Source organism: Erwinia sp. SLM-02, from assembly GCF_037450285.1.
Classification (GTDB): Bacteria; Pseudomonadota; Gammaproteobacteria; order Enterobacterales; family Enterobacteriaceae; genus Erwinia.
In genome coordinates, this window is sequence record NZ_JAQISN010000001.1 from 833,374 (window position 1) to 857,997 (window position 24,624).

Annotated in this window: 22 protein-coding genes; 8 read left to right on the forward strand and 14 right to left on the reverse strand. The window is 54.4% G+C overall.

Going from position 1 to position 24,624, the window contains the following annotated elements; translation table 11 throughout:
* Positions 1 to 30: 30 nt before the first annotated feature.
* A complete protein-coding gene (locus PGH32_RS03990; RefSeq protein ID WP_314419693.1) occupies positions 31 to 2,040 on the reverse strand; it encodes a putative bifunctional diguanylate cyclase/phosphodiesterase in 2,010 nt (669 codons plus the stop codon).
* Positions 2,041 to 2,792: 752 nt separating this feature from the next.
* Between PGH32_RS03990 and PGH32_RS03995 the strand changes: the two genes are divergently transcribed.
* Positions 2,793 to 2,957 carry a hypothetical protein gene (locus PGH32_RS03995; protein ID WP_314419692.1) on the forward strand — a complete coding sequence of 55 codons (165 nt, stop codon included), beginning with the start codon at positions 2,793 to 2,795 and terminating at the stop codon, positions 2,955 to 2,957.
* Here PGH32_RS03995 and PGH32_RS04000 read toward each other — a convergent pair.
* On the reverse strand, positions 2,939 to 4,102 hold the full coding sequence (locus PGH32_RS04000; RefSeq protein ID WP_337893253.1) for a beta-glucosidase: 1,164 nt from the start codon (positions 4,100 to 4,102) through the stop codon (positions 2,939 to 2,941). The two genes, PGH32_RS03995 and PGH32_RS04000, sit on opposite strands and share 19 nt — an antisense overlap.
* 123 nt (positions 4,103 to 4,225) lie before the next feature.
* Here PGH32_RS04000 and PGH32_RS04005 point away from each other — a divergent pair, with 123 nt between their 5' ends.
* A complete protein-coding gene (locus PGH32_RS04005; protein WP_337893254.1) occupies positions 4,226 to 5,698 on the forward strand; it encodes a phospholipase D family protein in 1,473 nt (490 codons plus the stop codon).
* Between the two features lie 23 nt (positions 5,699 to 5,721).
* Here PGH32_RS04005 and mdoC read toward each other — a convergent pair whose 3' ends face one another.
* A complete protein-coding gene (gene mdoC / locus PGH32_RS04010) occupies positions 5,722 to 6,846 on the reverse strand; it encodes a glucans biosynthesis protein MdoC (protein WP_337893255.1) in 1,125 nt (374 codons plus the stop codon).
* 253 nt (positions 6,847 to 7,099) lie between these two features.
* On the opposite strand from mdoC, the gene PGH32_RS04015 reads away from it, so the two are divergent.
* The 3 genes from PGH32_RS04015 (at position 7,100) to PGH32_RS04025 (ending at position 11,595) form a co-directional block, all read left to right on the forward strand.
* Entirely contained in the window at positions 7,100 to 8,653 is a 1,554-nt protein-coding gene (locus tag PGH32_RS04015) for a glucan biosynthesis protein G (RefSeq protein ID WP_314420024.1), read from the forward strand.
* Positions 8,646 to 11,207: a glucans biosynthesis glucosyltransferase MdoH gene (mdoH, locus tag PGH32_RS04020; RefSeq protein ID WP_314419685.1), complete on the forward strand. Its 2,562-nt coding sequence runs from the start codon at positions 8,646 to 8,648 to the stop codon at positions 11,205 to 11,207. The genes PGH32_RS04015 and mdoH overlap by 8 nt, the downstream gene beginning before the upstream one ends.
* Before the next feature lie 154 nt (positions 11,208 to 11,361).
* Positions 11,362 to 11,595, forward strand: a complete 234-nt coding sequence (locus tag PGH32_RS04025) for a YceK/YidQ family lipoprotein (protein WP_314419682.1) — start codon at positions 11,362 to 11,364, stop codon at positions 11,593 to 11,595.
* 24 nt (positions 11,596 to 11,619) lie between these two features.
* Here the strand turns inward: PGH32_RS04025 and PGH32_RS04030 are convergent, their stop codons facing one another.
* Entirely contained in the window at positions 11,620 to 12,018 is a 399-nt protein-coding gene (locus tag PGH32_RS04030; protein WP_314419680.1) for a MysB family protein, read from the reverse strand.
* A 303-nt stretch (positions 12,019 to 12,321) separates the two neighbouring features.
* Here PGH32_RS04030 and PGH32_RS04035 point away from each other — a divergent pair, with 303 nt between their 5' ends.
* Entirely contained in the window at positions 12,322 to 13,671 is a 1,350-nt protein-coding gene (locus PGH32_RS04035) for a carbohydrate porin (protein ID WP_337893256.1), read from the forward strand.
* A 63-nt stretch (positions 13,672 to 13,734) separates the two neighbouring features.
* On the opposite strand, the gene PGH32_RS04040 is transcribed toward PGH32_RS04035, so the two are convergent.
* Positions 13,735 to 14,655, reverse strand: a complete 921-nt coding sequence (locus tag PGH32_RS04040; RefSeq protein ID WP_337893257.1) for a Kdo(2)-lipid IV(A) acyltransferase — start codon at positions 14,653 to 14,655, stop codon at positions 13,735 to 13,737.
* 442 nt (positions 14,656 to 15,097) lie between these two features.
* Between PGH32_RS04040 and trhO the strand changes: the two genes are divergently transcribed.
* Positions 15,098 to 16,144 carry an oxygen-dependent tRNA uridine(34) hydroxylase TrhO gene (trhO, locus tag PGH32_RS04045; protein ID WP_314419676.1) on the forward strand — a complete coding sequence of 349 codons (1,047 nt, stop codon included), beginning with the start codon at positions 15,098 to 15,100 and terminating at the stop codon, positions 16,142 to 16,144.
* Positions 16,145 to 16,193: 49 nt separating this feature from the next.
* Here trhO and PGH32_RS04050 read toward each other — a convergent pair whose 3' ends face one another.
* Both PGH32_RS04050 and PGH32_RS04055 read right to left on the reverse strand, forming a co-directional pair.
* The gene (locus PGH32_RS04050; RefSeq protein ID WP_337893258.1) at positions 16,194 to 16,769 is read right to left on the reverse strand and encodes a YceI family protein; all 576 of its coding nucleotides are present in this window, start codon (positions 16,767 to 16,769) and stop codon (positions 16,194 to 16,196) included.
* A 21-nt stretch (positions 16,770 to 16,790) separates the two neighbouring features.
* Positions 16,791 to 17,345 (reverse strand): cytochrome b, encoded by a 555-nt coding sequence (locus tag PGH32_RS04055; protein ID WP_314419672.1) that lies wholly within the window; start codon positions 17,343 to 17,345, stop codon positions 16,791 to 16,793.
* A 594-nt stretch (positions 17,346 to 17,939) separates the two neighbouring features.
* Here PGH32_RS04055 and proP point away from each other — a divergent pair.
* Complete coding sequence (proP, locus tag PGH32_RS04060) at positions 17,940 to 19,424, forward strand: glycine betaine/L-proline transporter ProP (protein WP_314419671.1); 1,485 nt, start codon at positions 17,940 to 17,942, stop codon at positions 19,422 to 19,424.
* Positions 19,425 to 19,472: 48 nt separating this feature from the next.
* Here the strand turns inward: proP and solA are convergent, their stop codons facing one another.
* The 7 genes from solA to grxB all read right to left on the reverse strand — a co-directional run bounded on the left by solA (position 19,473) and on the right by grxB (position 24,446).
* Positions 19,473 to 20,588 (reverse strand): N-methyl-L-tryptophan oxidase, encoded by a 1,116-nt coding sequence (gene solA / locus PGH32_RS04065; protein ID WP_337893259.1) that lies wholly within the window; start codon positions 20,586 to 20,588, stop codon positions 19,473 to 19,475.
* Positions 20,589 to 20,697: 109 nt separating this feature from the next.
* The gene (gene bssS / locus PGH32_RS04070; protein WP_123332674.1) at positions 20,698 to 20,955 is read right to left on the reverse strand and encodes a biofilm formation regulator BssS; all 258 of its coding nucleotides are present in this window, start codon (positions 20,953 to 20,955) and stop codon (positions 20,698 to 20,700) included.
* 214 nt (positions 20,956 to 21,169) lie between these two features.
* On the reverse strand, positions 21,170 to 21,445 hold the full coding sequence (locus tag PGH32_RS04075; RefSeq protein ID WP_314419666.1) for a hypothetical protein: 276 nt from the start codon (positions 21,443 to 21,445) through the stop codon (positions 21,170 to 21,172).
* A gap of 121 nt (positions 21,446 to 21,566) precedes the next feature.
* Positions 21,567 to 21,812, reverse strand: a complete 246-nt coding sequence (gene dinI, locus PGH32_RS04080; RefSeq protein WP_314419665.1) for a DNA damage-inducible protein I — start codon at positions 21,810 to 21,812, stop codon at positions 21,567 to 21,569.
* 77 nt (positions 21,813 to 21,889) lie between these two features.
* Positions 21,890 to 22,942, reverse strand: a complete 1,053-nt coding sequence (gene pyrC / locus PGH32_RS04085) for a dihydroorotase (protein ID WP_314419663.1) — start codon at positions 22,940 to 22,942, stop codon at positions 21,890 to 21,892.
* Between the two features lie 139 nt (positions 22,943 to 23,081).
* Entirely contained in the window at positions 23,082 to 23,645 is a 564-nt protein-coding gene (locus tag PGH32_RS04090) for a lipoprotein (RefSeq protein ID WP_314419662.1), read from the reverse strand.
* A gap of 153 nt (positions 23,646 to 23,798) precedes the next feature.
* Positions 23,799 to 24,446 carry a glutaredoxin 2 gene (gene grxB, locus PGH32_RS04095; RefSeq protein WP_314420023.1) on the reverse strand — a complete coding sequence of 216 codons (648 nt, stop codon included), beginning with the start codon at positions 24,444 to 24,446 and terminating at the stop codon, positions 23,799 to 23,801.
* Positions 24,447 to 24,624: the final 178 nt, after the last annotated feature.

Sequence of the window (24,624 nt, forward strand, 5' to 3'; positions counted from 1 at the left end):
TGCCTCCTCGGAGGATCCCGCCACTGGGATTCAGTTGAACAGGTGGACCAGCCGATCGGGGGTCTGGGATCGTGAGAAATACCAGCCCTGAAAACGATGGCACCCCATATCGCAGAGGGCTGAAAACTGCGTTTCTTCTTCAACGCCCTCGGCCACGATGTTGATCCCCAGCGCCTGGCACATGGCGATCATCGCCCGGATCGCCATCAGGTGATCCGGATTGTGCTCCATATCCATCACGAACGAGCGATCGATTTTAACTTCGCCGATCCCCAGCTTGCGCAGCCCGGTCAGTGAGGCCATGCCGGTACCAAAGTTATCCAGAGCGATATTGATGCGCATATCCCGCAGTGCGGCGAGCTTGCGCTGAACATCGTCGATGTCGCTGGCCAGCGCCGATTCCAGTATTTCGAAGCTCAGCTGCTGCGGGTCCACGCCGCTGCGCGTCACGATGCGCTGCGTCTGACGAATGAAATCACTGCGTTTGAGCTGTCGCGGGCTGATATTAACTGAAACGCGCACCTTCTCCATTCCGGGCTGGGTCTGCCACTGCTTCAGCTGCGCGCAGGTTTTCTCCAGCACCCATTCGCTGATGTTGAGGATCAGCCCGCTGTTTTCCGCCACGGGAATAAAGGTCGCCGGGGAGATCAGGCGCCCGTCCGGCGTGCGCCAGCGCAGCAGGGCTTCCAGGCCCGTCGCGCTGCCGCAGCGGGAAAACTGCGGCTGATATTCGAGGAAAAATTCGTCTTCTTTCAGCGCGCGCCGTAAACCGCTCTCAATCGTATCGCGCTGGCGCTGTTCCTCACGCAGACGCGTTGACCAGAACATCCACTTGCGGTGATTTTTTTTGGAGTAGTACTGGGCCATATCGGCCTTGTGCATCATTTCGGCAATGGGGGCAACGTCGTGGCGGTAAAGGTAGATGCCGATGCTGCTGGTAATATTTAACTGGTTTTCATCAATGATGACATCCTGTTCCAGGTTCTGCAGCAGGCGCTCGGCGAGAACGGTGAGTTTACCGCGCGCTTCCTGGTAGCTGTCGCCGAGGTCGGTCACCAGAACGGCGAATTCGTCACCCCCCAGGCGGGAAAGCGCATCATGGCTTCGCAGAGTGCTGCGCAGACGCTGGGCGATAATCTTCAGCAGTTCGTCCCCGGCGTTGTGGCCCAGCGTATCGTTAACCTCTTTAAAGCGCGTCAGGTCAAGATAGAGCAGGGCGGAAAACTGGTGGCGTTCAGCCTGGCTTCGCGCCTGCTCAACCTTATCGTAAAAACGGTTTCGGTTATCAAGCTGGGTTAACGGATCCTGCCAGGCCAGCTGAAGCATTTCGCGTTCGCGGCGCTTTTTCTCGGTAATATCTTTTGCCTTGCCCAGCATCTCCAGCACCGTTCCTGCCTCACTGTGGCGCACCGCCTTACCGTGATTAAGGATCCAGCGCTGGCGTCCGAGGCGATCGACAACGCGATATTCACAGTGAAAAACGGGGGTCTGACCGGAGAGATGATTGACGAAATGCTGACGGGTGGCGGTGAGGTCGTCAGGGTGGATCAGGTTGAACATCGCATCCTGGTGATGCGTCAGGTGGCCATCTTCAAAGCCAAAAAGACGGTTCCAGTCCTGATTGTGGGAGATAATTCCGCTGCCGATATCCCATAACCAGAAGCCTTCTTCCGTCAGCTCCAGCGTCTGCTCCAGACGCCAGCGTGAAAGCGACTCCTCGCGCTGCGCCTGAACCTCGGTAGTAATATCGGTGGCAATTAACAGCTGTCCGGGAGAGGCCTGCGGTTTGCTGACGGTGACGCAGCGGGTGCGCAACCAGAGAGGGGCATCGGGGGTGGACAGATCGAGCTGAGGGCAGTCCCCCGTCAGCGTTCTGGCAAGCTGCCCGATTGCCAGCAGGTGGTGATAAAGCCGCTCACCGTGGTGATTAGCAAAGGTCAGCGTTAAGCCACTGTCGACGATGAAGATCGCATTGCTACTGTGTTCAATAATCTGTTCAAAAATTAAAAAACTGTCTTCAGGAAGGCGATATCGATGCATGATAAACCTGGTCGCGCAGCAGGATAAATTGACGATGCCGTTAAATGAGCGCCAGCATTATTCAGTCTTTTTTCACGCAAGTCTATCGGGGTGGTGATAAAAGAATCACCAACATAGCCTGCGTAAAAAATTCCCTATTTTATCTCTTAAATTGCTTAAAATTGGTCGAATAATTCAGGTTCTACGGCATTCACTAGATTTATCAATTATGCTAATGTTTTTATAAGCCCCGGATTTGGGAACCTTAGCGCACTATAAGGTACGATGACAAAAAGGAATATCTTATAGCCAATTGAGTCGGCCTTAACTGATTTGCTATGTTAATATGTTTATACGCCATGTTATCATTGTTTCTAAACCTGTTTTAGCAGTATCTGGCGTGAAAGGTAGAGTAAAATAGGCTATTAATGATTTTTTTAGGTTAATTATTCTCTAAATAACGACGGGATTATCAACCTGTTGGTACATTTTCTTTAAATATTCGAAATGGATTTCGGACAGTTTTCTGGCCATTAAACAGGGTAGTATTGCTAAACGCTGCGGCTTAACATGAAAAAAAGTTCTGAATCTGGCTCCGAGTATGAAGCCGAAAAACACGCGCGGGTACCGCTTGATGATGCCCCCTTTGCAATTGTGGTACTTGCAGTCACCTCTTTTACTCTTATAATCTTTGTCCTCACCATAACGTTACTGATGTCGTAATTTCACTGCGGCATCCGGACGTATTGATTATGCAAAGGATTGAGGATTACATGGAAACCAGAGACGATAAATTACTGGCGCTGGTCGGACTGCTTACCGCCGGGCTGATTACTGTTACGGTACTGTTTACCCTGACCTGGCTTTCGGACGTGCGGTACCCGGCGGAACAGCCGCTGGATACCCGAACCTGCCCGCATTATTCTTCCCGATCCTGATCCTGTTTAAATTTGATCTGCTGGCTGCGCAGCGCCAGCGCGCAGGCTTCATTGACCGTTCGATTTCCGTTTGCGTCGGGTAGTCCGAACAGCCCAGCCGGCGAGCGGCGGTCATCATCCCAGCTGGGGTAGTCAACCAGAGGATAGATCGAGAGGCCCTCCACCTCAACGCCCCTTTCGAGCGCTTTTCTGACTTCATCACAGACCAGATTCAGCCACTCCGCACATTTCCCCACTTCAGCTCCGGTTTCTGCCAGCAGAATCGGCCGGGCATAGCGCTGAGCCAGATCCTGCAGCAGCAGATTCAGCGGACGGTAATCGGGATGATGCGGTTCCAGCGGATCGCCGTTGTGGAACCACTGATGATCGGGGTACCAGGTCACGCCAATAATATTGAGTAAATCCTCACTGCCTCCCAGTTCCGGCTGGCTGCGGCCACTGATCCAGTCCCACACCTCAAACTGCGCCTCGTGCTGTTGCCTGGCGCTACTTTTCGCCGTGCCGGAATAGCCGGACGCAGCGACATGAACCAGCGGATCGGTAATCACAAACCGGGCTTCTGGCAGCTCGTGACGTATTCCGTGCATTGCGGCGATCGCCGCCTGAGCCAGCTGCTGCTTGAGTTCGCGTCCCCGGCCCGTATCGAACGGATTGAACCAGGCGATTTCAGCCCCGGCCCATGACCAGAACGAAATCTGATTCATCGGGGAAATCAGCGGCCGACATTCTCCCTCATCGCGCAGCAGGCGGGCAAAGGCGCTGGCAAATGCCGCGAAACGCTCGACAAACTCAGGCTGCCAGATATCCAGCCCGTCCGGCCAGCCAAAGTGCGCCAGCTCCCAGATCATCTCAATGTTATTTTTTTTTGCCGCCCTTAGCTGTGGCAAAAAACTGTCCCAGCAGTACTCTCCCGGCGAAGTTTCGATAAGATACCAGCGCGCTCCGTCGCGGGCGGTCAGCAGCTGATGCTCCGTCAGCAACGCATAATCTTTATCCATCAGGGTATCGTGGCCGCTGTTGATCATCAGGTCTGCACGTTTGCCTGGCGAACGGCAGGCTCCCGAGCAAGGGAAGCTGCCCTGGAAGAAACCCTGAAACAGACGTGGATGATGTCGGGAGCGGGAGGTGCGGGTGTCATCACACATGGTGCTCTCCTTTATGCAGAACTGAGCGGGACAATGGGATAAGTCTAGACTAAAAGAGAAACCCGGCTCGTGGATGAGGAACGTGGAAAATATGATTTACCCTGACACCGTTAAGGATCGATGATGAGTGACGCCACCGTTGCAAAACAGGCCGACGTCGATGGCCTGACTCGCCTTGCCCAGGCCATCCGACCGCGGCTATCCGGGCATCCCCGGCACAGCGGCATTTATCCCCTGGCCGAAGGGCTGGATGCGTTCGCCGCGCGTTATTTGCTGATTGCGATGGCGGAAAAAACGCTGGATATACAATATTATATCTGGGAGAACGATATGTCCGGCAGGCTGTTGTTCAGTGCCCTGCTGGAGGCTGCCCGTCGCGGGGTGCGCGTTCGCCTGCTGCTTGATGACAATAACACGCTTGGACTGGACGAAACGCTCAATACCCTGAACCGTCACCCTAATATTGAGGTGAGACTGTTTAATCCTTTTTCTTTCCGCTCGCTGCGTCTGCTGGGCTACCTCACGGATTTCGCGCGGCTCAATCGTCGTATGCATAACAAAAGCTTTACCGTGGACGGTGAGGCAACCATCGTTGGCGGCCGCAACGTCGGCGATAAGTATTTTGGCGCCGGCGATGAACCCCTGTTTTCCGATCTGGACGTTCTGGCCGTAGGCCCGGTGGTAGAGGAAGTCGTGCTGGATTTCGATCGTTACTGGCAGTGTCGTTCGGTTGCGCCGTTCAGCGCGGTCGTTGATGCCGATCCCGATCCCGATGCCGAATCGGATATCGGCCTGCCTGACGCGTGGCGGGAAACCGGGCAGGTACAGAGCTATTTTACGCGCCTGCAGGAGTCAACGTTCATGACCCGGCTGGAAAGCCGCACGCTGCCCTTTATCTGGGCCGAGAGTCGTCTGCTCAGTGACGATCCGCGCAAGGGGCTGGGGCGAGCCAGAACGAAAAATCTTCTTCCTCAGCGCCTGCTGTCGGTTATTGGCCGTCCACAGCAGCAGCTGGATATTATTTCGGCCTATTTCGTGCCGACCCGCGCCGGCGTCGCCCAGCTGCTGGCGCTGGTGCGCAAGGGGGTGAAAATTGCCATTCTGACCAATTCCCTGGCGGCCAACGATGTCTCCGTGGTGCATGCGGGCTATGCGAAATGGCGTAAAAAACTGCTGCGTCACGGCATTGCGCTTTATGAACTCAAGCCGCACAGTTCGCGCGCTGACGGCGCGATACACGATCGCGGACTGACGGGCAATTCCGGCTCCAGCCTGCATGCGAAAACCTTCAGTGTGGATCATAAAACGGTATTTATTGGCTCGTTCAATTTCGATCCGCGCTCGGCGGTGCTGAACACCGAAATGGGGCTGGTCATCGACAGCAGTGAACTGGCAGACAGTATCCATCAGAATCTGGAGATCAATCTGCGCGAACATGCCTGGACGCTGAGGCTGGATGACTGGGGGAAAGTGAACTGGGTAGAGTTCCCCGGTGAGGCGGGGGAAGTGGTACATAAGCATGAACCACAAACCCGCTTTATACAGCGTCTGCTGGTGAGACTGGTGTGGCGTCTGCCGATTGAGTGGCTGCTTTAGCCCGGCGGCTGCCGGGCGGGGGATCAGCGCTGGGGTTTACCCGAAAACAGGAAGCGCAGCAGTGGGATGCGCAGATGGATTTCATACAGCAGAAACGCCACGCCGAACACCATCACCAGGCCGACGAAGAACCCCAGCGTGTTGCTGCCAATGAGCGGCACGACAAAAATGCCGTACAGAATGGTCAGTGGATGGTGCACCAGATAAATAAACAGGGAGGAGTTCACCAGATAGGTGACGCGCGGTGAATGTGAATTCAGCATGCGATGACCGAAGGAGAAAACCACGTTAACCATCCACAGGCCCATCAGCATGGACGCGATGGTATCCAGCTCGTACATCCAGCCTTCTCCGGTACTCCACTTCAGGTTGGCGACATAGGCGACAAACGCCAGGGCGGCACCCACAAACGTCCACGGATTGGGTTTGACAAACAACGCCTTGATTGCCGGATATTTCCACGCCATCGCGCCGAGCATAAAGAAGGGCAGGTACATCAGCGACTGCATCACTGTCATGTTGAACAGGCCATCCGCGGTGACCTGCGGCGCAACCAGCAGCATCAGCCGGCGGAATGCCCCCCATCCGAGCGCGCAAAGCAGGATAACAACGGTTAATTTCCCCCACGTCAGGTCGGAATAGTCTGCTTTTTCACGTTTACCGTCGCGCAGGAGTCGGAACAGCCAGAAGCCGGCAACGGTCAGCACCAGCAGCACCAGCAGGAACCACAGATGGGAAATCAGATCCCAGACCAGCGCGTTGTACTTCTGGTAGGGGCTCATCTGGCTCCAGTCGCCGATCTTATTGGTCAGCGCTTTCAGAATGAAAAACTGCGGCAGAGTAATCAGTGGAATGGCGGCCAGCATCGGGATGCCCACGCGTTCAGCGCGCACCTTCAACCAGTGGCCGGGGGTGTAGCGCAGGTACAGCATGTAGGAAAAATAACCCGAGATAACAAAGAATACCTGCATGCGAAAAGCATGGATAAATTCATTCAGCAGAGTCAGCCATTCCGAGGGGGCCGGGCTGTTTACTGACCAGTTCTGTGATGAATAAATTAGCGAAAGATGAAAAGGTACGCCCAATAACATCAGCCAGGCGCGAATCGAATCCAGAAAATATTCTCGTTGCTGTGGTTTTTTAGTCATATTTGTCCAGTTTTCAATGCGTTGTATTACTGGTTCGCCCTGAACCAGCCTAAAGCTTGTCGCTTACTCTAATAGAGTAAACACAGGTATACTATCAGTCGAATCTGTATCCGCTAACCACTTGAGAATACGACGCTTGCGCGTTCGGAATAGTGGAACAAAAACGCGGTCAGGCTGTCGGAATGCTTAATTATCCATTAAGATGTTTAGGATTGATTTTCGCACCCGTAAAGGGGGGGTTGTGCTGATTAAAATGAACAAAAAACCAAAACTTATGCAGCTACGTTGGGTTGGTGCAGCAGTTTTGCTTGCGATGTATGCCAATACAGGTTGGGCATTTAGCATTGATGACGTTGCTAAACAGGCAAAGGATTTGGCCGGAAAAGGCTTCGAAGCGCCGAAGAGTAATCTGCCTTCTCAGCTGCGCGATATGAAGTATGCCGACTATCAGCAGATTCAGTTCAATCATGATAAAGCTTACTGGGGTAAGCTCAAGACGCCTTTCAAGCTTGAATTCTATCATCAGGGCATGTATTTCGATCTGCCGGTCAAACTCAATGAAGTGACCGCCAACAGCGTTCGCGCGATCAAATATTCTCCTGACTATTTCAATTTCGGCAATGTGCCGCACGATCCGGATACGGTGAAAAATCTGGGCTTTGCCGGATTCAAAGTGCTGTATCCGTTAAACAGTAAAGACAAGAAAGACGAGATTAGCAGCTTCCTGGGCGCCAGCTATTTCCGCGTGATCGGCGCGGGTCAGGTCTATGGCCTGTCTGCTCGCGGCCTGGCGATTGATACCGCGCTGCCATCCGGTGAAGAGTTCCCGCGCTTTAAAGAGTTCTGGATTGAACGCCCTAAGCCGCAGGATAAACACCTGGTGATCTATGCGCTGCTGGACTCTCCGCGCGCCACCGGTGCCTATCGTTTCCTGATCTCACCGGGTAAAGACAGCACCGTTGACGTTACCTCTAAAGTCTATCTGCGCGATAAAGTGGGCAAGCTCGGCGTTGCGCCACTGACCAGCATGTACCTGTTTGGTGCGAATCAGCCTTCGCCGGTCACTAACTATCGTAAAGAGCTGCACGATTCAAACGGCCTGTCGATTCACGCAGGTAACGGTGAATGGATCTGGCGTCCGCTGAACAATCCTCGTCACCTCGCCGTCAGCACCTTTACCGTGGAAAATCCACGCGGCTTTGGTTTACTGCAGCGCGGGCGTGATTTCAGCCAGTACCAGGATCTGGACGATCGTTACGATCTCCGTCCAAGCGGCTGGATTGAGCCGAAAGGCGACTGGGGCAAAGGGCGCGTTGAGCTGGTGGAAATCCCAACCACGGATGAAACCAACGATAACATCGTGGCGTTCTGGAGCCCGGAAAGCCTGCCGGAGCCGGGTAAAGAGATGAACTTCTCCTACCGCCTGCACTTCACGCGTGATGAAAGCCTGCTGCACTCCCCGGAAACGGCCTACGTTAAAAACACGCTGCGCTCTACCGGCGATGTGAAACAGTCTAATCTGGTGCGTCAGCCGGACGGCACCGTGGCCTTTATCGTTGACTTTGTTGGCCCGGAAATGAGCAAACTGGCGGAAAATACCCCGGTTACGCCTCAGGTCAGCATCGGAGATAACGGTGAGCTGGTAGAAAACAGCGTCCGTTACAATCCGGTCACTAAAGGCTGGCGTCTGGTGATGCGTCTGCGAGTGAAAGACAATAAACAGCCGACTGAGATGCGTGCTGCACTGGTTAACGGTGATAAGACGCTGACAGAAACCTGGAGCTACCAGCTGCCTGCCAATGAATAAGTCTACAGTGATACCCGTTGAATACATTGACGCGCTGCCACTTCCCCCTGAACGGCAGGGGGAACTGCGTAACGAAGAAAGCTTCAGCCAGCTGCATTTCGATCTGGCGGGAGAAGCGCCGTCTGACATCCGCCCTGATGATGCGCCACAGCAGTCGGTAAAAGCGCGTATTGAGTTGAGCTGGCCAGATTCGACAGACGATGGCCGTCAGTTCGATCAGGATGCACTTAATCGCACCACGCTCAAGGCGATGCCGCCGCATACGCGTTCCTCAATGTATCCCGAGGAGTGGCGTACCAACCCGGTTGCCCGGGCGTGGGACTCGCTGCGTGGGCGCAAAAGCACCCATCGTTACGCCACCAGGGAAGAGCAGAAAAGCGAAGATAACTGGCGCTACGTCGGTTCGCTTCGTCGCTATATCCTGCTGTTCCTGACGATTTTCCAGACGGTGATTGCCACCTGGTACATGAAGACCATTCTCCCTTACCAGGGCTGGGCACTCATCGACCCGATGGAGATGATCAACCAGAACTGGCAGCAGTCGCTGCTGCAGATCCTGCCTTACGTGCTGCAAACCGGGATCCTGTTCCTGTTTGCAATCCTGTTCTGCTGGGTTTCAGCAGGATTCTGGACCGCGCTGATGGGCTTCCTGCAGCTGTTGATTGGCAAAGACAAGTACAGTATTTCCTATAAGACGACCGGCGATGAGCCGATCAATCCGGAACACCGTACAGCGTTGATCATGCCAATTTGTAATGAGGACGTGGAGCGCGTCTTCGCCGGTCTGCGTGCGACCTGGGAGTCGGTGGTTCGTACCGGTGAGCAGCAGCACTACGACGTGTACATCCTCAGCGACAGCTACAATCCTGATATCTGTATGGCCGAGCAAAAGGCCTGGATGGAGCTGGTGCGCGACGTCGGCGGGGAAGGGCGCATTTTCTACCGTCGCCGCCGCCGCCGCGTGAAGCGTAAATCCGGTAACATCGATGACTTCTGCCGCCGCTGGGGCAGCCAGTACAGCTACATGGTCGTGCTGGACGCCGACAGCGTCATGAGCGGAGGCTGTCTGAACGGTCTTGTGCGGATGATGGAAGCGAACCCGCATGCCGGGATTATCCAGTCTTCGCCTAAGGCTTCAGGCATGGATACGCTTTATGCGCGCTGCCAGCAGTTTGCTACCCGCGTTTACGGGCCGCTGTTCACCGCCGGTCTGCACTTCTGGCAGTTAGGGGAGTCGCACTACTGGGGCCATAACGCCATTATTCGCGTTAAGCCATTTATTGAACACTGTGCGCTGGCTCCGTTGCCGGGAGAAGGTTCATTTGCCGGTTCGATCCTCTCTCATGACTTTGTGGAAGCCGCGCTGATGCGCCGTGCTGGCTGGGGGGTGTGGATTGCTTACGATCTGCCGGGCTCTTATGAAGAGCTGCCGCCAAACCTGCTCGATGAGCTGAAGCGCGACCGTCGCTGGTGCCACGGTAACCTGATGAACTTCCGCCTGTTCCTGGTAAAAGGGATGCATCCGGTCCACCGTGCGGTATTCCTGACCGGGGTGATGTCCTATCTGTCTGCGCCGCTGTGGTTTATGTTCCTGGCCCTGTCAACGGCGCTGCAGGTGGTGCACACGCTGATGGAACCACAGTACTTTATGCAGCCGAGGCAGCTGTTCCCGGTCTGGCCGCAGTGGCGTCCTGAACTGGCTATCGCGCTGTTCTCGACCACGCTGGTGCTGCTGTTCCTGCCTAAACTGCTGAGCGTAGTGCTGGTGTGGTGTAAGGGAGCTAAACCTTACGGTGGCGCGCTGCGCGTGCTGGCATCGCTGTTCCTGGAAATGCTGTTCTCGGTGCTGCTGGCTCCGGTGCGTATGCTGTTCCATACGGTGTTTGTGGTCAGTGCATTCCTCGGCTGGGAGGTGGTCTGGAACTCTCCTCAGCGTGATGATGATGCCACACCGTGGAGCGAGGCGTTCAAGCGCCACGGTTCGCAGATGCTGCTGGGCCTGGTGTGGGCCGGCGGTATGGGCTGGCTGGATCTGAACTTCCTCTGGTGGCTGTCACCGATTGTCTTCTCGCTGATCCTGTCGCCGTTTGTTTCAGTGTGGTCCAGCCGCCGTACGCTTGGCCAGGCCTCGAAGCGAGGGAAGCTGTTCCTGATCCCGGAAGAGTATCAGCCGCCGCAGGAACTGCTGGATACCGACCGCTACGTGGAGCTGAACCGTGAACGTGCGCTGGATAACGGCTTTATGCACGCGCTGTTCCATCCGTCGTTCAACGCCCTCGCCAGTGCGATGGCGACTTCACGCCACCTCAGGAGCGATATTCTCGACTATGCCCGGGACCGTCGCGTTGAGCAGGCGCTGAGCGAGTCGCCGGCTAAACTGGACCGCGACAGCCGCCTTGCGCTGCTCAGCGACCCGGTCACGCTGTCGCGGATGCACTATCGCCTGTGGCAGAACGCCGATAAGTATCACGACTGGCTGGATCATTACCACACGCTGCCGCTTAATCCGCTGGCGTTGAATAATGCGAAGCCACTGGGTACCACCGCGCCGTAAACGGCACGGAATACCCTCAGGCCGGGACGATGTCCCGGCTTTTTTTTGTCTGCCTGTCGGGTATTTACGGATAATTTTCACTGCTGTCTATGGCGTGGCGCAAAACTGTGGGTAGAATAGTGCGTTTTTTATCCTAAAATGCGATGTGGTGAGCATGCTGTTACGTAGTATCACGATAGGTCTTTGTGTGCTGGTGTTGAGTGGTTGCGGCAGTATTATCAGCAGAGCCGTACCCGGACAGGGGCACGGCAATCAGTATTATCCTGGCGTACAGTGGGATGTTCGGGACACGCCATGGCGTTTTCTCACTATTATCGATCTGCCGCTGTCGCTGGTGGTCGATACGCTGTTGCTGCCCGTTGACGCCAAACACGGGCCTTACGAATAAAATGTCAGGGTCCGGCCTGACGGGCTACGGCCAGCGGTCGGACTCACTGTTGTCATCCTCCCACTCTTCTGCGGCAGCGTCCGCTTCTTCGGTCCCCTCCGGGGGTACCAGCTGAAACTCACCTTCGTCCCACTCGTGCAGGGTATTTTCCGGGAGCCATTCCTGGCGTAATTCGATCTCATCGAAGTCACCGTCAAAAATCGCCTGTGCGGCTGCACCGCTGCGCAGCGGCAGACATTCGCCCTCATCGCCCTCGTTAGTGAAAAATTCGACCTGCCACATAATATCGCCATCCTGCATGACATATTTTTGCAGCGCGAACTGTTCGACGGACGCTTCCTCCTCATTAACTTCAGGGTTCGCGGCAAGATACTCCTCGCGGGCGGCATCAATGGCTTCTTCCAGAGTTGCATAAAGGGTCATGAATATCTCCTTGCTGACGTGTAATTAAAATCAACGTTAAGTGTTGTCGCTGTGCATCAGGATGCAAGGCGGCATCGAGGAAATTTTTGCCATGCGTGCTGAGGATGCTGCTCTGGCACCCTGGTCTGCATCTGCCGCCGGGGATGTCTATGCGACCCTGTGCGGTTTATTCGCCATGCGCACGTTTTAAATAAAGGAAACCGGTCGAGAAGTGGTTAATTAGCCCGCGCACAATGATGTGCTGCCTGGCGTCCGGGTTCACCACCCGCCGCCGTGAACCCTCACACATTAAGGATGACTGATATGGCAAGGAATTTAACCCTATGCAAACCCGGGCAACGGACTAAAGCCGGATTGCTGCCTTTAGGACTGGCGCTCATCTCGTTTACCGCACTTGGGGATACGCCGCCCTTCTCGCTGAATTCCCCCTGGCTGCTGGGGGACTGGGCCGGATACCGTAAACAGCTGGCAGAGGACGGCGTCGACTTCCAGCTTGGCTATACCATGCAATCCGCTGCCAACCTGGCCGGCGGATACCGCACGGCAACCACGATGCGTTATGCCGATCAGTGGACCTTTGGCAGCACGCTGAATCTGGACAAGCTGATGGACTGGCAGGGAGGCACCTTCCAGATGACGCTGACCAATCGCACCGGTAAAGATCTCACCCCTTACCTCAACGACCCGCGTACCGGCGGGTTATCCAACGTGCAGAGGATATCCGCGCGCGGCGATTATCTGCGTCTGACGCAGTTCTGGCTGAATCAGAGCCTGTTTAATAACTGGCTGGACGTGAAGCTGGGCCGCGTCACCACCAATGAAGATTTCGATACGGCAAAACTGGGAATGTTCCAGAACTGGGCGATGGGCAGCGGGCAGCCAGGGCACTGGCGAAACGACCGCTGGTTTAACGCCCCGGTATCACAATGGGGTGGACGGGTGAAACTGAACCTGCCGGATGACCTTTACCTTCAGGTTGGTATCTATAACCAGAACAAGGTTAACTATAACAAGGCCAACGGTTTCCGTTTAGATATGCGCCACGGTGAGGGCAACCTGGTGCCGATGGAGCTGGGCTGGCAGCCGAAGCTGGGCGCTGACAAGCTGCAGGGTAATTACCGGCTCGGGGGGTATTACAGCTCAACGGATGGCGGCGTTTATAACAGCTGGCATGACGGTAAATTCGGCAAAAAAGACCACGCCTACGGTGGCTATCTGCTTGCCGAACAGCGCCTTACCGCAACCAACGGAGATACCACCCGCGGGCTGGGCATTAATTTCCAGTACATCATGAACGATCACCGAACCTCAAAACTGGATAACTATCAGTCGCTGGCTCTGACGTGGGCCGGGCCGTTCGATGCGCGTCCGTCAGATGAGATTGGTGTCGGCATGGCGCGTATTCATGTGAACCATGACTACGCAAAAATGCGTAATCACCAGAACCAGGATAAAGGCGTCAGCGACTACCATGATATGTCCTACATGCCTCTGCAGAAGGGATCCGAGTGGAACTATGAGGTCTACTACAATGTGAAAGCGACGCGCTGGCTGAGCATTCGACCTAACTTACAGTTGATCACCAAACCGGGTGGCGTCGATCAGGTACAGGACGCGTTCGTTGGCGGTATTGCCGGGGATATTACGTTCTGAGGCGTGGCCTCTTGAGGTGTGCCTGTCGGACGTCAAACGGTTCGACAGGCACAGTGCGGCAGATCAGTAGAGAGAGGGCAGGCCTTCCGGCCGCGTCTTAAAGCGCCGGTGCAGCCACATATACTGCTCGGGCGCCATCAGCACGCCGTGTTCAACGATCTTATTCATTCGCGCGGCGGTAGCGGACTCGTTCTCCAGTGGGATATCCCGTTCTTCCGGCAGGATAACCATCTCATAGCCTTTACCCGACGGCAGACGGCGCGGGACGAAAGGGATCACCGCCGGGTTGCCGCTGCGAATTAACAGGTAGCTACCTTTGGTGGACGCGGCCTGCTCAACGGCAAAGAAGGGCACAAAGACGCTGCTTTTCGGGCCGTAATCATGATCCGGCGCGTACCAGATAATATCGCCATTTTTAAGCGCGCGGATCATTCCCTTCAGGTCTTTACGGTCCAGCATGCTTTTATTCGAGCGCATGCGTCCCCAGGTTTGCAGCCAGTCCAGCAGCGCGTTGTCATTGGGTCGGTAAACGCCGATGCCGGGATTGTGAATACCGAAAATTCGCGCGCCAAGTTCCAACGTCAGGAAGTGCATACCGATCAGCAGAACGCCTTTTTTATCCGTCGCGGCTTTAGCAATGTGCTCAAGCCCGCTGACCTGAAACCAGCGGCTTACGCGCCAGTCCGGCCAGAACCAGGCCATACCGGTCTCAATCAGTCCCATTCCCAGCGATTCAAAATTCCTGACAACCATCGCTTCGCGCTCGGCAACGGGCATTTCCGGAAAGCAGAGTTCCAGATTTCGTCTTGCTACGCTGACCCGGCGTTTCAGAAAGCGCATTGAGAGGCGCCCGAGCCCGCATCCGATGTAATAAAGGACCGGGTAGGGCAGCAGGACCAGAAGATAAAGCAGAGCAATACCTAACCAGGTAAACCAATAACGGGGATGCAGCAACGTGCGGCTAAATTGAGGCAACTGAGTCATGAGTTTCCAGATCGTAAAGGAGGAAATGTTATCCTGTCCATTGGGGTTTATTTATGGCCTATTGTGCCATTTTTTGTATATCCCGTGAAATAACGCGCTGTTTGGGTGATTTTTATTCGGTAACGCAGAGTCTAATCCTGTCAATATTGTCGAATAATAACCAGTAACACGCCCGGCTATTTCAATCCGTGACGCCAGCACGGAGAGAATTAGTCGCTTCTGGCCCCATCCAAGTAAAATCATAGCATGCGTTAGCGGATTTTTCCTGGTACTGAATGGCTCAGGAAAAAGAGTTTATCCGTCTGAATAGACTTATAAAGTCGGGAGCGCCGGGACCGCAGGCTGACGGCAGGCGCACAACATCGGGAAGTGCATTTCACGCGAATTCAGGTATGATAGCGCCGCAAAATTTTCTCTCATTCAGAATTCAGGAACGAACACCATGCCAGTGTTACATAACCTTGTTTCCAATGAAGAGCTGAAGGCGCGCATGCTGGCTGAAACCGAGCCGCGTACCACAGTTTCTTTCTATAAATATTTCAATATTGACGATCCGAAAGCCTTCCGTGACGCACTCTATGTGGCGCTGACCCGGCTGAAGGTTTTTGGCCGCGTCTACGTGGCCGCTGAGGGGATTAACGCCCAAATCAGCGTCCCGGCCAGCCAGTATGAAACCATGAAGTCCATGCTGTACGCGTTTCATCCGCAGCTGGACAATCTGCGCATGAACATTGCGCTGGATGACGATGGCAAATCCTTCTGGGTGCTGCGCCTTAAAGTTCGCGAGCGTATCGTCGCCGATGGCATTACCGACGATACCTTTGACGCCAGCGACGTGGGCGCCTATCTGAAGGCGGCGGAAGTGAATGCCATGCTGGACGATCCGACCGCGGTTTTCGTGGATATGCGTAACCACTATGAGTATGAAGTGGGGCACTTTGACAACGCCCTGGAGATCCCGGCGGACACCTTCCGCGATCAGCTGCCGATGGCCGTGGATATGCTGCAGCAGGACAAAGAGAAAAAAATCGTGATGTACTGCACCGGAGGCATTCGCTGTGAAAAGGCCAGTGCCTGGATGCGCCATAACGGTTTTGAAAACGTCTATCACATTGAGGGCGGGATCATCGAGTACGCACGTCGCGCGCGTGAACAGGGACTGCCGGTGCGTTTTAAAGGCAAAAACTTTGTCTTTGACGAGCGAATGGGCGAGCGTATTTCAGAAGATGTGATTGCTCACTGCCACCAGTGCGGTGCGCCGTGCGATACCCACGTCAACTGCCTGAACGACGGCTGCCACCTGCTGTTTATTCAGTGCCCGAGCTGCGCCGAGAAATTCAATCACTGCTGTAGCCCGCTTTGCATGGAAGAGCTGGCGCTGTCGCCGGAAGAGCAGCGTTCCCGCCGTGCCGGCCGTGAGAATGGCAATAAAATCTTCAACAAGTCTCGTGGTCTGCTTAGCACCACGATGCATATTCCTGAAGAGTAATTTTCAGTGACACGCCACCTCCCAAACGGGGAGGTGGCAAGTTGCGGGATTACTGACGCACGCCCTCAACGGAGATAATCAGCTCCACTTCCTGTGATGCCGGGCCTAAATCCGATTTGATATTAAAATCTTTCAGCGCAAATTTGCCCGTTGCCTCAAAGCCGGCACGCTCGCCGCCCCACGGATCCTTGCCTTCGCCGGTCAGCTTCGCTTCCAGTTTCACCGGTTTGGTGACGCCGTTCAGCGTCAGATTACCGTCCACGTTCAGTGCATCGCCACTTTTGGTCACGCCGGTAGAGGTGAAGGTGGCCTGCGGGAATTTTCCGGCATTAAGGAAATCGGCGCTGCGCAGGTGCTTATCGCGCTCGGCGTGGTTGGTATCCACGCTGCCGGTATTAATAGTCACGTTCACCTTATCTTTCGAAGGATCGGCCTGGTCATAGGTAAAACCGCCGTCAAAATCTTTAAAGCTGCCGTACAGCCAGCTGTAGCCAAGGTGCTTGATGCGGAACTGCACGAAGGCGTGCTGGCCTTCTTTATCAATCTTATAATCTGCCGCTGCGGCGGTACCCGCGGTCATCAGCAGTGCGGCGGCGGTGAATCCCAGAATGGTATTTTTAAACACAAGACTTCTCCTTTCCAAAGGTTAATCGATGCGAAAACCCAGCATCCGTTTCAACGTAATATCTTTATCAATGAAGTGGTGTTTCAGCGCGGCAAGCCCGTGCAGGACGGAGAGAACAACCACGCTCCAGGCCAGCCAGAGATGAATATCACCCGCCAGGTCGGCCTTTTCACCAAGGTCGGAGAATGCGGCAGGGACCGGCACCATGCCGAAAACATTAACAGGTTTACCTTCCGCGGTGGCGATCAGATAGCCGCTGAATAAAATAGCAAACAGCACGCCATACAGCAGAAGATGCGCGGTGACAGCCGCATAGCGGGTCAGCGGTGAATAGCTGCTGAGTGGTTTTGGCGGCGGGGAAATAAAACGCCATGCCACCCGAACCAGCATCACGGCAAACAACACCATGCCGATACTTTTATGCAGCTCGGGCGCTTTGTGATACCACGTATCGTAATAACCCAGGGTTACCATCCAGAGTCCGAGGGCGAACATGCCATAGACGGCGATGGCCACCAGCCAGTGCAGGCTGATGCTCAGAGAGCCATATCGGGTAACGTTATTTTTCCACTGCATATTTCACCGGATGTCATTTTTTTGTTAAGACTGGCCAACTGAAAGATTAAAATCAACAGCTAATTTCATCTAATGACGAAATAAATATTTATGTGAAAATATTTGAATATATATTGCGAAATACACTCAATAATCCCGTTGTTATTGATGGTTTGCTGAACGTTGTGGTGCTTTCTGATGGTGATGTCGTCCGTTTAATCGTGTTGTTTTATATTCTATTTTTTTGTTTGTTTTTTGATTTATCGTCAGCAAATTGTCATTTTTCGTCAATCTGCATCTTCTGAAAATCATCAGTTTTACTCATTACTTTGCGGTGGCAATCATCAGGCCAGCACGAAAAGCCCTCCCGGGATGGAGGATGGGTTTTTTGGGGGTATGGCGGGGGTGTTTGGTGGCTTAAAATGCGGGTAATTTGAAAAAAGTCGGAATTTTGTATACATTAAAGATACGTAAATATGCGAAGCCTGCAATTTTCGCTGATTATCGTCATTTCACATTTCGCTGCGTTATAGCTTTCTTCCCCTTTAATTTTCCTATTCGATCTGGCGACGAAAGCTATAAGGCTGCTCAATTTACCGCGTGACAGGGAGCGCTATGAGCAACTTATCCGATCAAAAATCATCGCAAAAGAAACACTTCTGGCATAAAAAGCCGGCTAAAAAAGAGCTGAGCGTAGACGATATCACCATCGTCGATAAAGACATGCTGAAACGCGCCGTGGGTGCTGCCGCGCTGGGTAACGCCATGGAATGGTTTGATTTTGGCGTTTACAGCTACCTGGCAGTGACCATCGGTAAGGTCTTCTTTCCCGGTGGCAGCCCGGCCGCTCAGCTGTTGGCGACGTTTGGCGCGTTCGCCGCAGCGTTCCTGGTCCGTCCCCTGGGAGGGCTGGTGTTTGGCCCGCTGGGCGATCGCATAGGCCGTCAGAAAGTGCTGGCGATGACCATGATTATGATGTCGATAGGGACGTTCTGTATCGGTCTGATCCCCGGTTACGATTCGATCGGCATTTATGCCCCGGTGCTCCTGCTGCTGGCGCGTTTACTGCAGGGCTTCTCTACCGGTGGGGAGTACGGCGGTGCGGCCACCTTTATTGCGGAATACTCCACCGATGAGCGCCGCGGCTTTATGGGCAGCTGGCTGGAGTTCGGTACGCTCGGTGGCTATCTTCTGGGGGCCGGTCTGGTGACCTGCCTGACGGCGGCGATGCCCGAACAGGCGCTGCTCGACTGGGGCTGGCGGATCCCGTTCTTTATCGCCGCCCCGCTGGGACTGTTTGGCCTCTACATTCGGTTAAAGCTGGAAGAGACCCCTGCATTCCAGAAGCATATGGAAAAACAGGAGCAGCTTGAACACAGCAAGCCGCAGCTGGGACTGTGGGCCATGCTGAAGAAGTACCGCGCGCAGATGCTGAAGTGTATCGGCCTGGTGCTGCTGTTTAACGTTTCAAACTATATGCTGACCTCGTATATGCCAAGCTATCTGACCGGTATCCTGGGGCTGAGTGAGTTGAGCAGCCTGCTGCTGATTCTGGTGGTGATGTTTGTGATGATGCCGCTGACGCTGTTCTGGGGGCACTGGAACGATCGCCTCGGTCGTCGCCCGGTGATCTGGGGCGGGGCGGTGGGTCTGATCCTGCTGGCGATCCCCTGCATGATGCTGATTGGCACGGGCAATATGCTGTTAGTCTTCCTTGGGTTGATTATTCTCGGCGCGCTGCATACCTGCTTCAGCGGTTCCATGCCGGCCACGCTGCCCGCGCTGTTTGCCACCGATGTTCGCTACAGCGCCCTGGCCATTGGCTTCAATCTGTCGGTTTCGCTGTTTGGTGGTACCACCCCGCTGGTGACCACCTGGCTGGTGGAAACGACCGGTAACCTGCTGATGCCGGCCTACTATCTGATGGGAGCGGGGGTGATTGGCGTCATTACGGTCTTTACCCTGCGTGAAACGGCCCGCAAGCCGCTGCGCGGTTCGGCTCCGTCAGTCGGCAGCCGTGCCGAGGCGCACAGGCTGGTGAACAAGCTGCGCCTGCGCAGCCAGAAGGCGCAGGCACAGGCGAGCGACGTGAAGAAATAATTTGTAGAAGCAGTCAGATAAAAACGGCTCAGCGTTGAGCCGTTTTTTTTATGCGAAACGGGAAAGGCGGAAGGGAGCTAAATCAAAATGATGGCTTTCATCTGCGGCGAACTGCGCGGCGATTTCACCCAGTACGCTGACGAATTTAAAACCGTGGCCGCTTAATCCGGTTATCAGCAACCGGTTCGGATGGCCCGGGAAGGTATCAATAATGAAGTCCTCATCCGGTGAGTTGTCATAGGTGCAGGACTCACCGCGCAGGCACACGCCCACGCCCGGCAGGAACTGGCGTAAAAAGCCAAACAGCTCGCTGCCGTCTGCCGCCACGCTGCCAAACGGTTTACGCTGTTCCGGGGCATCGATAGGCTGCCCGCCCTCGTGCTTACCGATTTTAATAGCGTTGTTGTCGGCCGGGAAACCGTAGTAGTGAATGCCGTCCGGCATTTCCGCGGTAAATGCCGGAAACTTATTGTTCTCGCTGTACCGGCCATCGGCCTGGTGCCAGGCAAAAACTTTACGTACCGGGGTCACCGGCAGGGAAGGGTAAAGCGTTTTGACCCAGGTCCCGGCGCTCAGTAACAGTTTGCGGGCCTGATAAACGCCTTCTGGCGTAGTCACCGACTGCAACCCATCCTGCTCATCAATACCGGTCACTTCACAGTTAAACAGCTGGGCGCAACCCGCTTCTTTTGCCAGGCGGATCCAGTTTTTGATGGCAAGTTCGGATTTCAGGTAGCCGGAACGGGGTTCAAATACGCCCGTGTAACCTTCAGGAACGTTGATTTGCGGCCAGCGAGCGGTGATTTCCTCGCTGCGCAGGATTTGCACGTCAAGATTAAACTCGCGCGCGCTGCTGATGACGTTCTGGATAAATTCGGCATTTTCAGGACCGAGGTTCAGCACCCCACTGCGGTGCATAATCTGTTCACCGCACTCTTTCTCCAGTTCGTCCCACAGCTGCTGGGCGCGGAGCACCAACGGGACATAGCGCGCGCCTTCACCATAGGCATGGCGGATCAGGCGGGTTTCACCGTGGTGGCTTCCTGCGCTGTGGGGCGGATGAGCACGGTCAATCATCAGGACCTTTAGTCCGGCACGCGTCGCATACCACCCGGCGGCGGCACCCACGGAACCACTGCCCACCACAATTAAATCGTAAACCATTTTTTACCCGGCCTCTGGTTGGAACATTCTTCAGTGCAGAATAACAAATTATTGCGGGCATGAAAAAGGCACCCGGTCGGGTGCCTGTCGGTGTCGAACAGAGTACAGATCAGTGCTTCTTGTAATCGCGGTCCTGGTAATCGGTCGCTTCGATCTTGGCAATGCCAGCTTCAAGAATGGAAATAAACTGGCGAGCGACGTCGGTTGTCAGCCAGTAGGTCTGACCCACTTCGGCTTCATCACTTGGTTGCTCGTTGGAGGACAGGGAATGCAGGCGAATCATCATTGCATCGTAGCTGTCTACTGTACTGATATCCCACCCGATGAGGGGATGTGTCTGGATGACATCTTTGTTGGTTCTGTCCATTATAACCCCCTTTTTACTCGTGTTAATGATGACAACGAAGTTATTTATCGAGGTTCAATGCGGCTTCTTTTATTACAGCTTTGTAATTATAACAGCAGTTTTTGATATGACAGAATTATATTTTTGAACGGTAAACGACAGAGCGTTATTTGAACGTTAATTGCACAGCTTTGAGTGAAAAATAGTCACCCCCGGTTAGTGAACCAGAATTTTCTCACTCATGTGTATCCGGCTGCGCGGTGGAGAAACCCAGTCGCTTTTCGATATCATCCGCAAAGCTGATGAAGTGCTTTTGCAGCTGCTCGTCGCGATTCTGGTTTTGCCCTTCAAGCCGCAGGCTGTGGATTAACAGCTGGTTAGCTTTGTCATCCAGGCAAAAGGTGAGCCAGGAGAAAGCGTTCTCTAACACGGTAAGACGGCGCTGTTGCTCGCCGATCACGTCCAGCAGCTCGCCAAAAGTCATTGCCTGTTCAGGATTATCATGGGGCATTAGCGACACCTCGGTAATAAATAACGACGGTATGAGTGATTCAGATTAGGGGATAATTTGAAGGCCGTCTATCCCCTGAAGGGCAGTTACCGCGCAGAAAAACAATATAATCAGATGAGGATTAGTCGGTAATAAACCAGTCGTCGGCGCTTTCCCAGGTTTCCTGTAAAATTTCGCTAATGCGATCTTTCGCTTCCTTACCGCCGCCCATTACCGTCAGGTTATTGGCACCGGCATAGCGTACCGAAATGGTATTGGTACCGTCCGGAAACTGTTTATCAATTCTTTTGCTGAGTTCCTGCGTCAGCGCTTCAATCGCGCCTGCGGGCAGTGAGGTGGTTTTTGCTACAGTGACTTCTACACGCATGAGAGCCTCCGGTTTATTTACTGTAAATATATACAGTAAGGCGACCGAAGGCAATCACCGCATCAGCAAAATAATGCTTATGGCTTAACGCGCCAGTTGAGGGTTTCACCGGCGAGGAACGGAATCACGGTGTGGCCATCGTCACCTACGGCAACGCTCTCCGCTACGGTCCACGGCTGGCGCTCCAGGGTGATAGTGCCCTCATTCAGCGGCAGGCCGTAGAAGTTTGGCCCATTTTCGGAGCAGAACGCCTCGAAATGCGCCAGTGCACCGATTTCTTCAAAGACCGTCGCGTAGGCCGCCAGCATTGATGGCGCATTGAATACCCCGGCGCAGCCGCAGCTGGCCTCTTTGCGATCGCGGGTGTGCGGAGCGGTATCGGTGCCGAGGAAGAAGCGACGGTTACCGCTGGCAACCGCATCACGCAGCGCCTGCTGGTGAACGTTACGCTTGAGGATCGGCAGGCAGTACAGGTGCGGGCGAACGCCGCCGACCAGCATATGGTTGCGGTTGAACATCAAATGCTGAGGGGTGATCGTGGCGCCCAGAAACTCGTTGCCTTCCAGAACGAACGCGGCAGCCTCTTTGGTGGTGATATGTTCACAGACCACTTTCAGTTCCGGGAACTGCTTGCGCAGCGGCTGCAGCACGGTTTCGATAAAGCGTGCCTCGCGGTCGAAGATATCAATATGCGCATCGGTCACTTCACCGTGGATCAGCAGCGGCATGCCGATTTTCTGCATCCGCTCCAGCACGGTCGCAATCGTGGCGATGCTGGTCACGCCGTGCGCCGAGTTAGTGGTGGCGTGCGCGGGGTAGAGTTTCGCCGCGGTGAAGACGCCTTCGCGGAAGCCCTTTTCAATTTCATCAGGATCAAGGCCATCGGTGAGATAGCAGGTCATCAGGGGCGTAAAGGCGTGTCCGGCGGGAACCGCAGCCAGGATGCGCTCGCGGTAGGCGCGGGCGGCGGCGACGCTGGTGACCGGCGGCACCAGGTTAGGCATCACAATCGCGCGGCCACAGACCTCACTGGTAAAGGGCACTACCGCTTCCAGCATATCTCCATCGCGCAGATGGATGTGCCAGTCGTCAGGGCGGCGAATAATTAACTGCTGAGGTTGTGCGGTCATGCGATGTGCTCCGGCAAAAGAGAAAGGTAATGGCAGGTTTTGGCCGGGTACTAAGGATAGGGATAAAGCGAAGGGAATGCACCCGATTTATAACGGATAAATGAAATACGGTACGGAAAACCTCCGTACCGTCAGGGCATCAATCAGTGAAAGGGATCACCAGTTCGCCGGGCTTCACTTCCAGCCCCTTGGCAAAACGTTTGGCCATCGACTCGGCCTTGCTGCGGTCGGTGCTTAACACATAGGCCGGCTTCTGATTGAAGTAGTTTTTCAGTGATTCATTAAGATATGGCGTCAGCGTTTTCAGCACGCCCTGCATTTTCTCCGGCTGTACCTCAACGTCAACCAGTTCCATATCTTTGAGGTAGATAGCGCCCGCTGCGGCATCGAATGTCGGCTGCGCTTTCATTTTCAGCTTCATATCCGCCTGCTGCGGGCCGAAAAGCGAACTGATATTCACTTTCGCATTTCCGGTCAGCGTAACCTTGTTCGGTTCTTCCCGGCCGATCTGACTGTTCAGGTCATTAAGAACAATATGCGCATCGACCAGGCCCGGTACGCCGATCTGCTTTTCGTAGTTATTGTGCTTCACCAGCGCCTGATTAATTTCCTGCTCGCTGATGCTGTACTGTGCAATCTGATTACAGCCGGTGACTAAGCTCGCTAACAGCAGCGCGCACAGGCCAAAATAACGTTTTTTCATGATTATCCTCTGTTTTTTTACCGGTAAATTCCAATCCGGCCAGAGAGATAGCATGCACCACTCACCCTGATTCGTCACCAGGACAAAGCCGATTACCGGGAGGGAAAATCACAACGGGATATGTCGGGCCGGACTTTGCCGGCCCGAAGCGGTCTAGGCAGCGACCGAAGACAGCAGGTTCACCTGGGTCTGTTTTGCCATATTGTCGCGATAGTCAGCGACGCGGCTGGGGTACTCGACGCCGGCCACCAGCGACAGGGATCGCAGGAGCGGGAAGAGGTGAATGTCATCCAGTGAGAGTTCACCGTTGACCGCATTCGGCTTAACGATCAGATCGTCAAGCTTGCGTAAATCATCACTGATATTTTTTATCAGGCCAGGGGCGTGCTGTTTCAACTCGGCAAAATCACCGTAGGTTGCCTGTTTTTTATTGATAAAATACTGTCGCGCCTGTGGGGTAGCAAATTCCGCAAAGGGAGCCTCGGCCACCCGTGGAATCAGCAGCTTATTGATGTAGCCGTTGACGCGGCGCAGCCAGTCGCCGATAGCCGGGTTGACTGCGCCGGTCAGAAGCGGGCTGCGATCCGACTCATCAATATAGTGAACGATGTCCAGGCTTTCCGGCATGCAGCTACCGTCCGCCTTCATCAGAATGGGAGCCATTTTCTGGCCGATCAGCCGGACCGGCGTTTGCTCATCATCATTCATCATGACAATCAGCTCAACAGGGATGTTTTTCAGGCCGAAAATCATCCTGGCTTTGACGCAAAACGGGCAGTGATCGTAAATATAAAGTTTCAACATGTCCTCCTTTCGGTCGTGGTTGAACCATCAATTATCTGAATGTATTCAGAAAGTATGGTGGAGAACGCGCGGGAGGGCAAATCACACCGTTGTATTTTCGAAGGATTCACACATTTTTTATTGTCAGTATTTTACCCGGGATCCGGATGGCAGGTATAGTGACAGGCAGCGAGGC

Coding starts and splice junctions, on each gene's coding strand:
- PGH32_RS03990 (WP_314419693.1), bottom strand. CDS start 2,040: ATGCATCGATATCGCCTTCCTGAAGACAGTTTTTTAATTTTTGAACAG.
- PGH32_RS03995 (WP_314419692.1), top strand. CDS start 2,793: ATGGAAACCAGAGACGATAAATTACTGGCGCTGGTCGGACTGCTTACC.
- PGH32_RS04000 (WP_337893253.1), bottom strand. CDS start 4,102: ATGTGTGATGACACCCGCACCTCCCGCTCCCGACATCATCCACGTCTG.
- PGH32_RS04005 (WP_337893254.1), top strand. CDS start 4,226: ATGAGTGACGCCACCGTTGCAAAACAGGCCGACGTCGATGGCCTGACT.
- mdoC (WP_337893255.1), bottom strand. CDS start 6,846: ATGACTAAAAAACCACAGCAACGAGAATATTTTCTGGATTCGATTCGC.
- PGH32_RS04015 (WP_314420024.1), top strand. CDS start 7,100: ATGAACAAAAAACCAAAACTTATGCAGCTACGTTGGGTTGGTGCAGCA.
- mdoH (WP_314419685.1), top strand. CDS start 8,646: ATGAATAAGTCTACAGTGATACCCGTTGAATACATTGACGCGCTGCCA.
- PGH32_RS04025 (WP_314419682.1), top strand. CDS start 11,362: ATGCTGTTACGTAGTATCACGATAGGTCTTTGTGTGCTGGTGTTGAGT.
- PGH32_RS04030 (WP_314419680.1), bottom strand. CDS start 12,018: ATGACCCTTTATGCAACTCTGGAAGAAGCCATTGATGCCGCCCGCGAG.
- PGH32_RS04035 (WP_337893256.1), top strand. CDS start 12,322: ATGGCAAGGAATTTAACCCTATGCAAACCCGGGCAACGGACTAAAGCC.
- PGH32_RS04040 (WP_337893257.1), bottom strand. CDS start 14,655: ATGACTCAGTTGCCTCAATTTAGCCGCACGTTGCTGCATCCCCGTTAT.
- trhO (WP_314419676.1), top strand. CDS start 15,098: ATGCCAGTGTTACATAACCTTGTTTCCAATGAAGAGCTGAAGGCGCGC.
- PGH32_RS04055 (WP_314419672.1), bottom strand. CDS start 17,345: ATGCAGTGGAAAAATAACGTTACCCGATATGGCTCTCTGAGCATCAGC.
- proP (WP_314419671.1), top strand. CDS start 17,940: ATGAGCAACTTATCCGATCAAAAATCATCGCAAAAGAAACACTTCTGG.
- solA (WP_337893259.1), bottom strand. CDS start 20,588: ATGGTTTACGATTTAATTGTGGTGGGCAGTGGTTCCGTGGGTGCCGCC.
- bssS (WP_123332674.1), bottom strand. CDS start 20,955: ATGGACAGAACCAACAAAGATGTCATCCAGACACATCCCCTCATCGGG.
- PGH32_RS04075 (WP_314419666.1), bottom strand. CDS start 21,445: ATGCCCCATGATAATCCTGAACAGGCAATGACTTTTGGCGAGCTGCTG.
- dinI (WP_314419665.1), bottom strand. CDS start 21,812: ATGCGTGTAGAAGTCACTGTAGCAAAAACCACCTCACTGCCCGCAGGC.
- pyrC (WP_314419663.1), bottom strand. CDS start 22,942: ATGACCGCACAACCTCAGCAGTTAATTATTCGCCGCCCTGACGACTGG.
- PGH32_RS04090 (WP_314419662.1), bottom strand. CDS start 23,645: ATGAAAAAACGTTATTTTGGCCTGTGCGCGCTGCTGTTAGCGAGCTTA.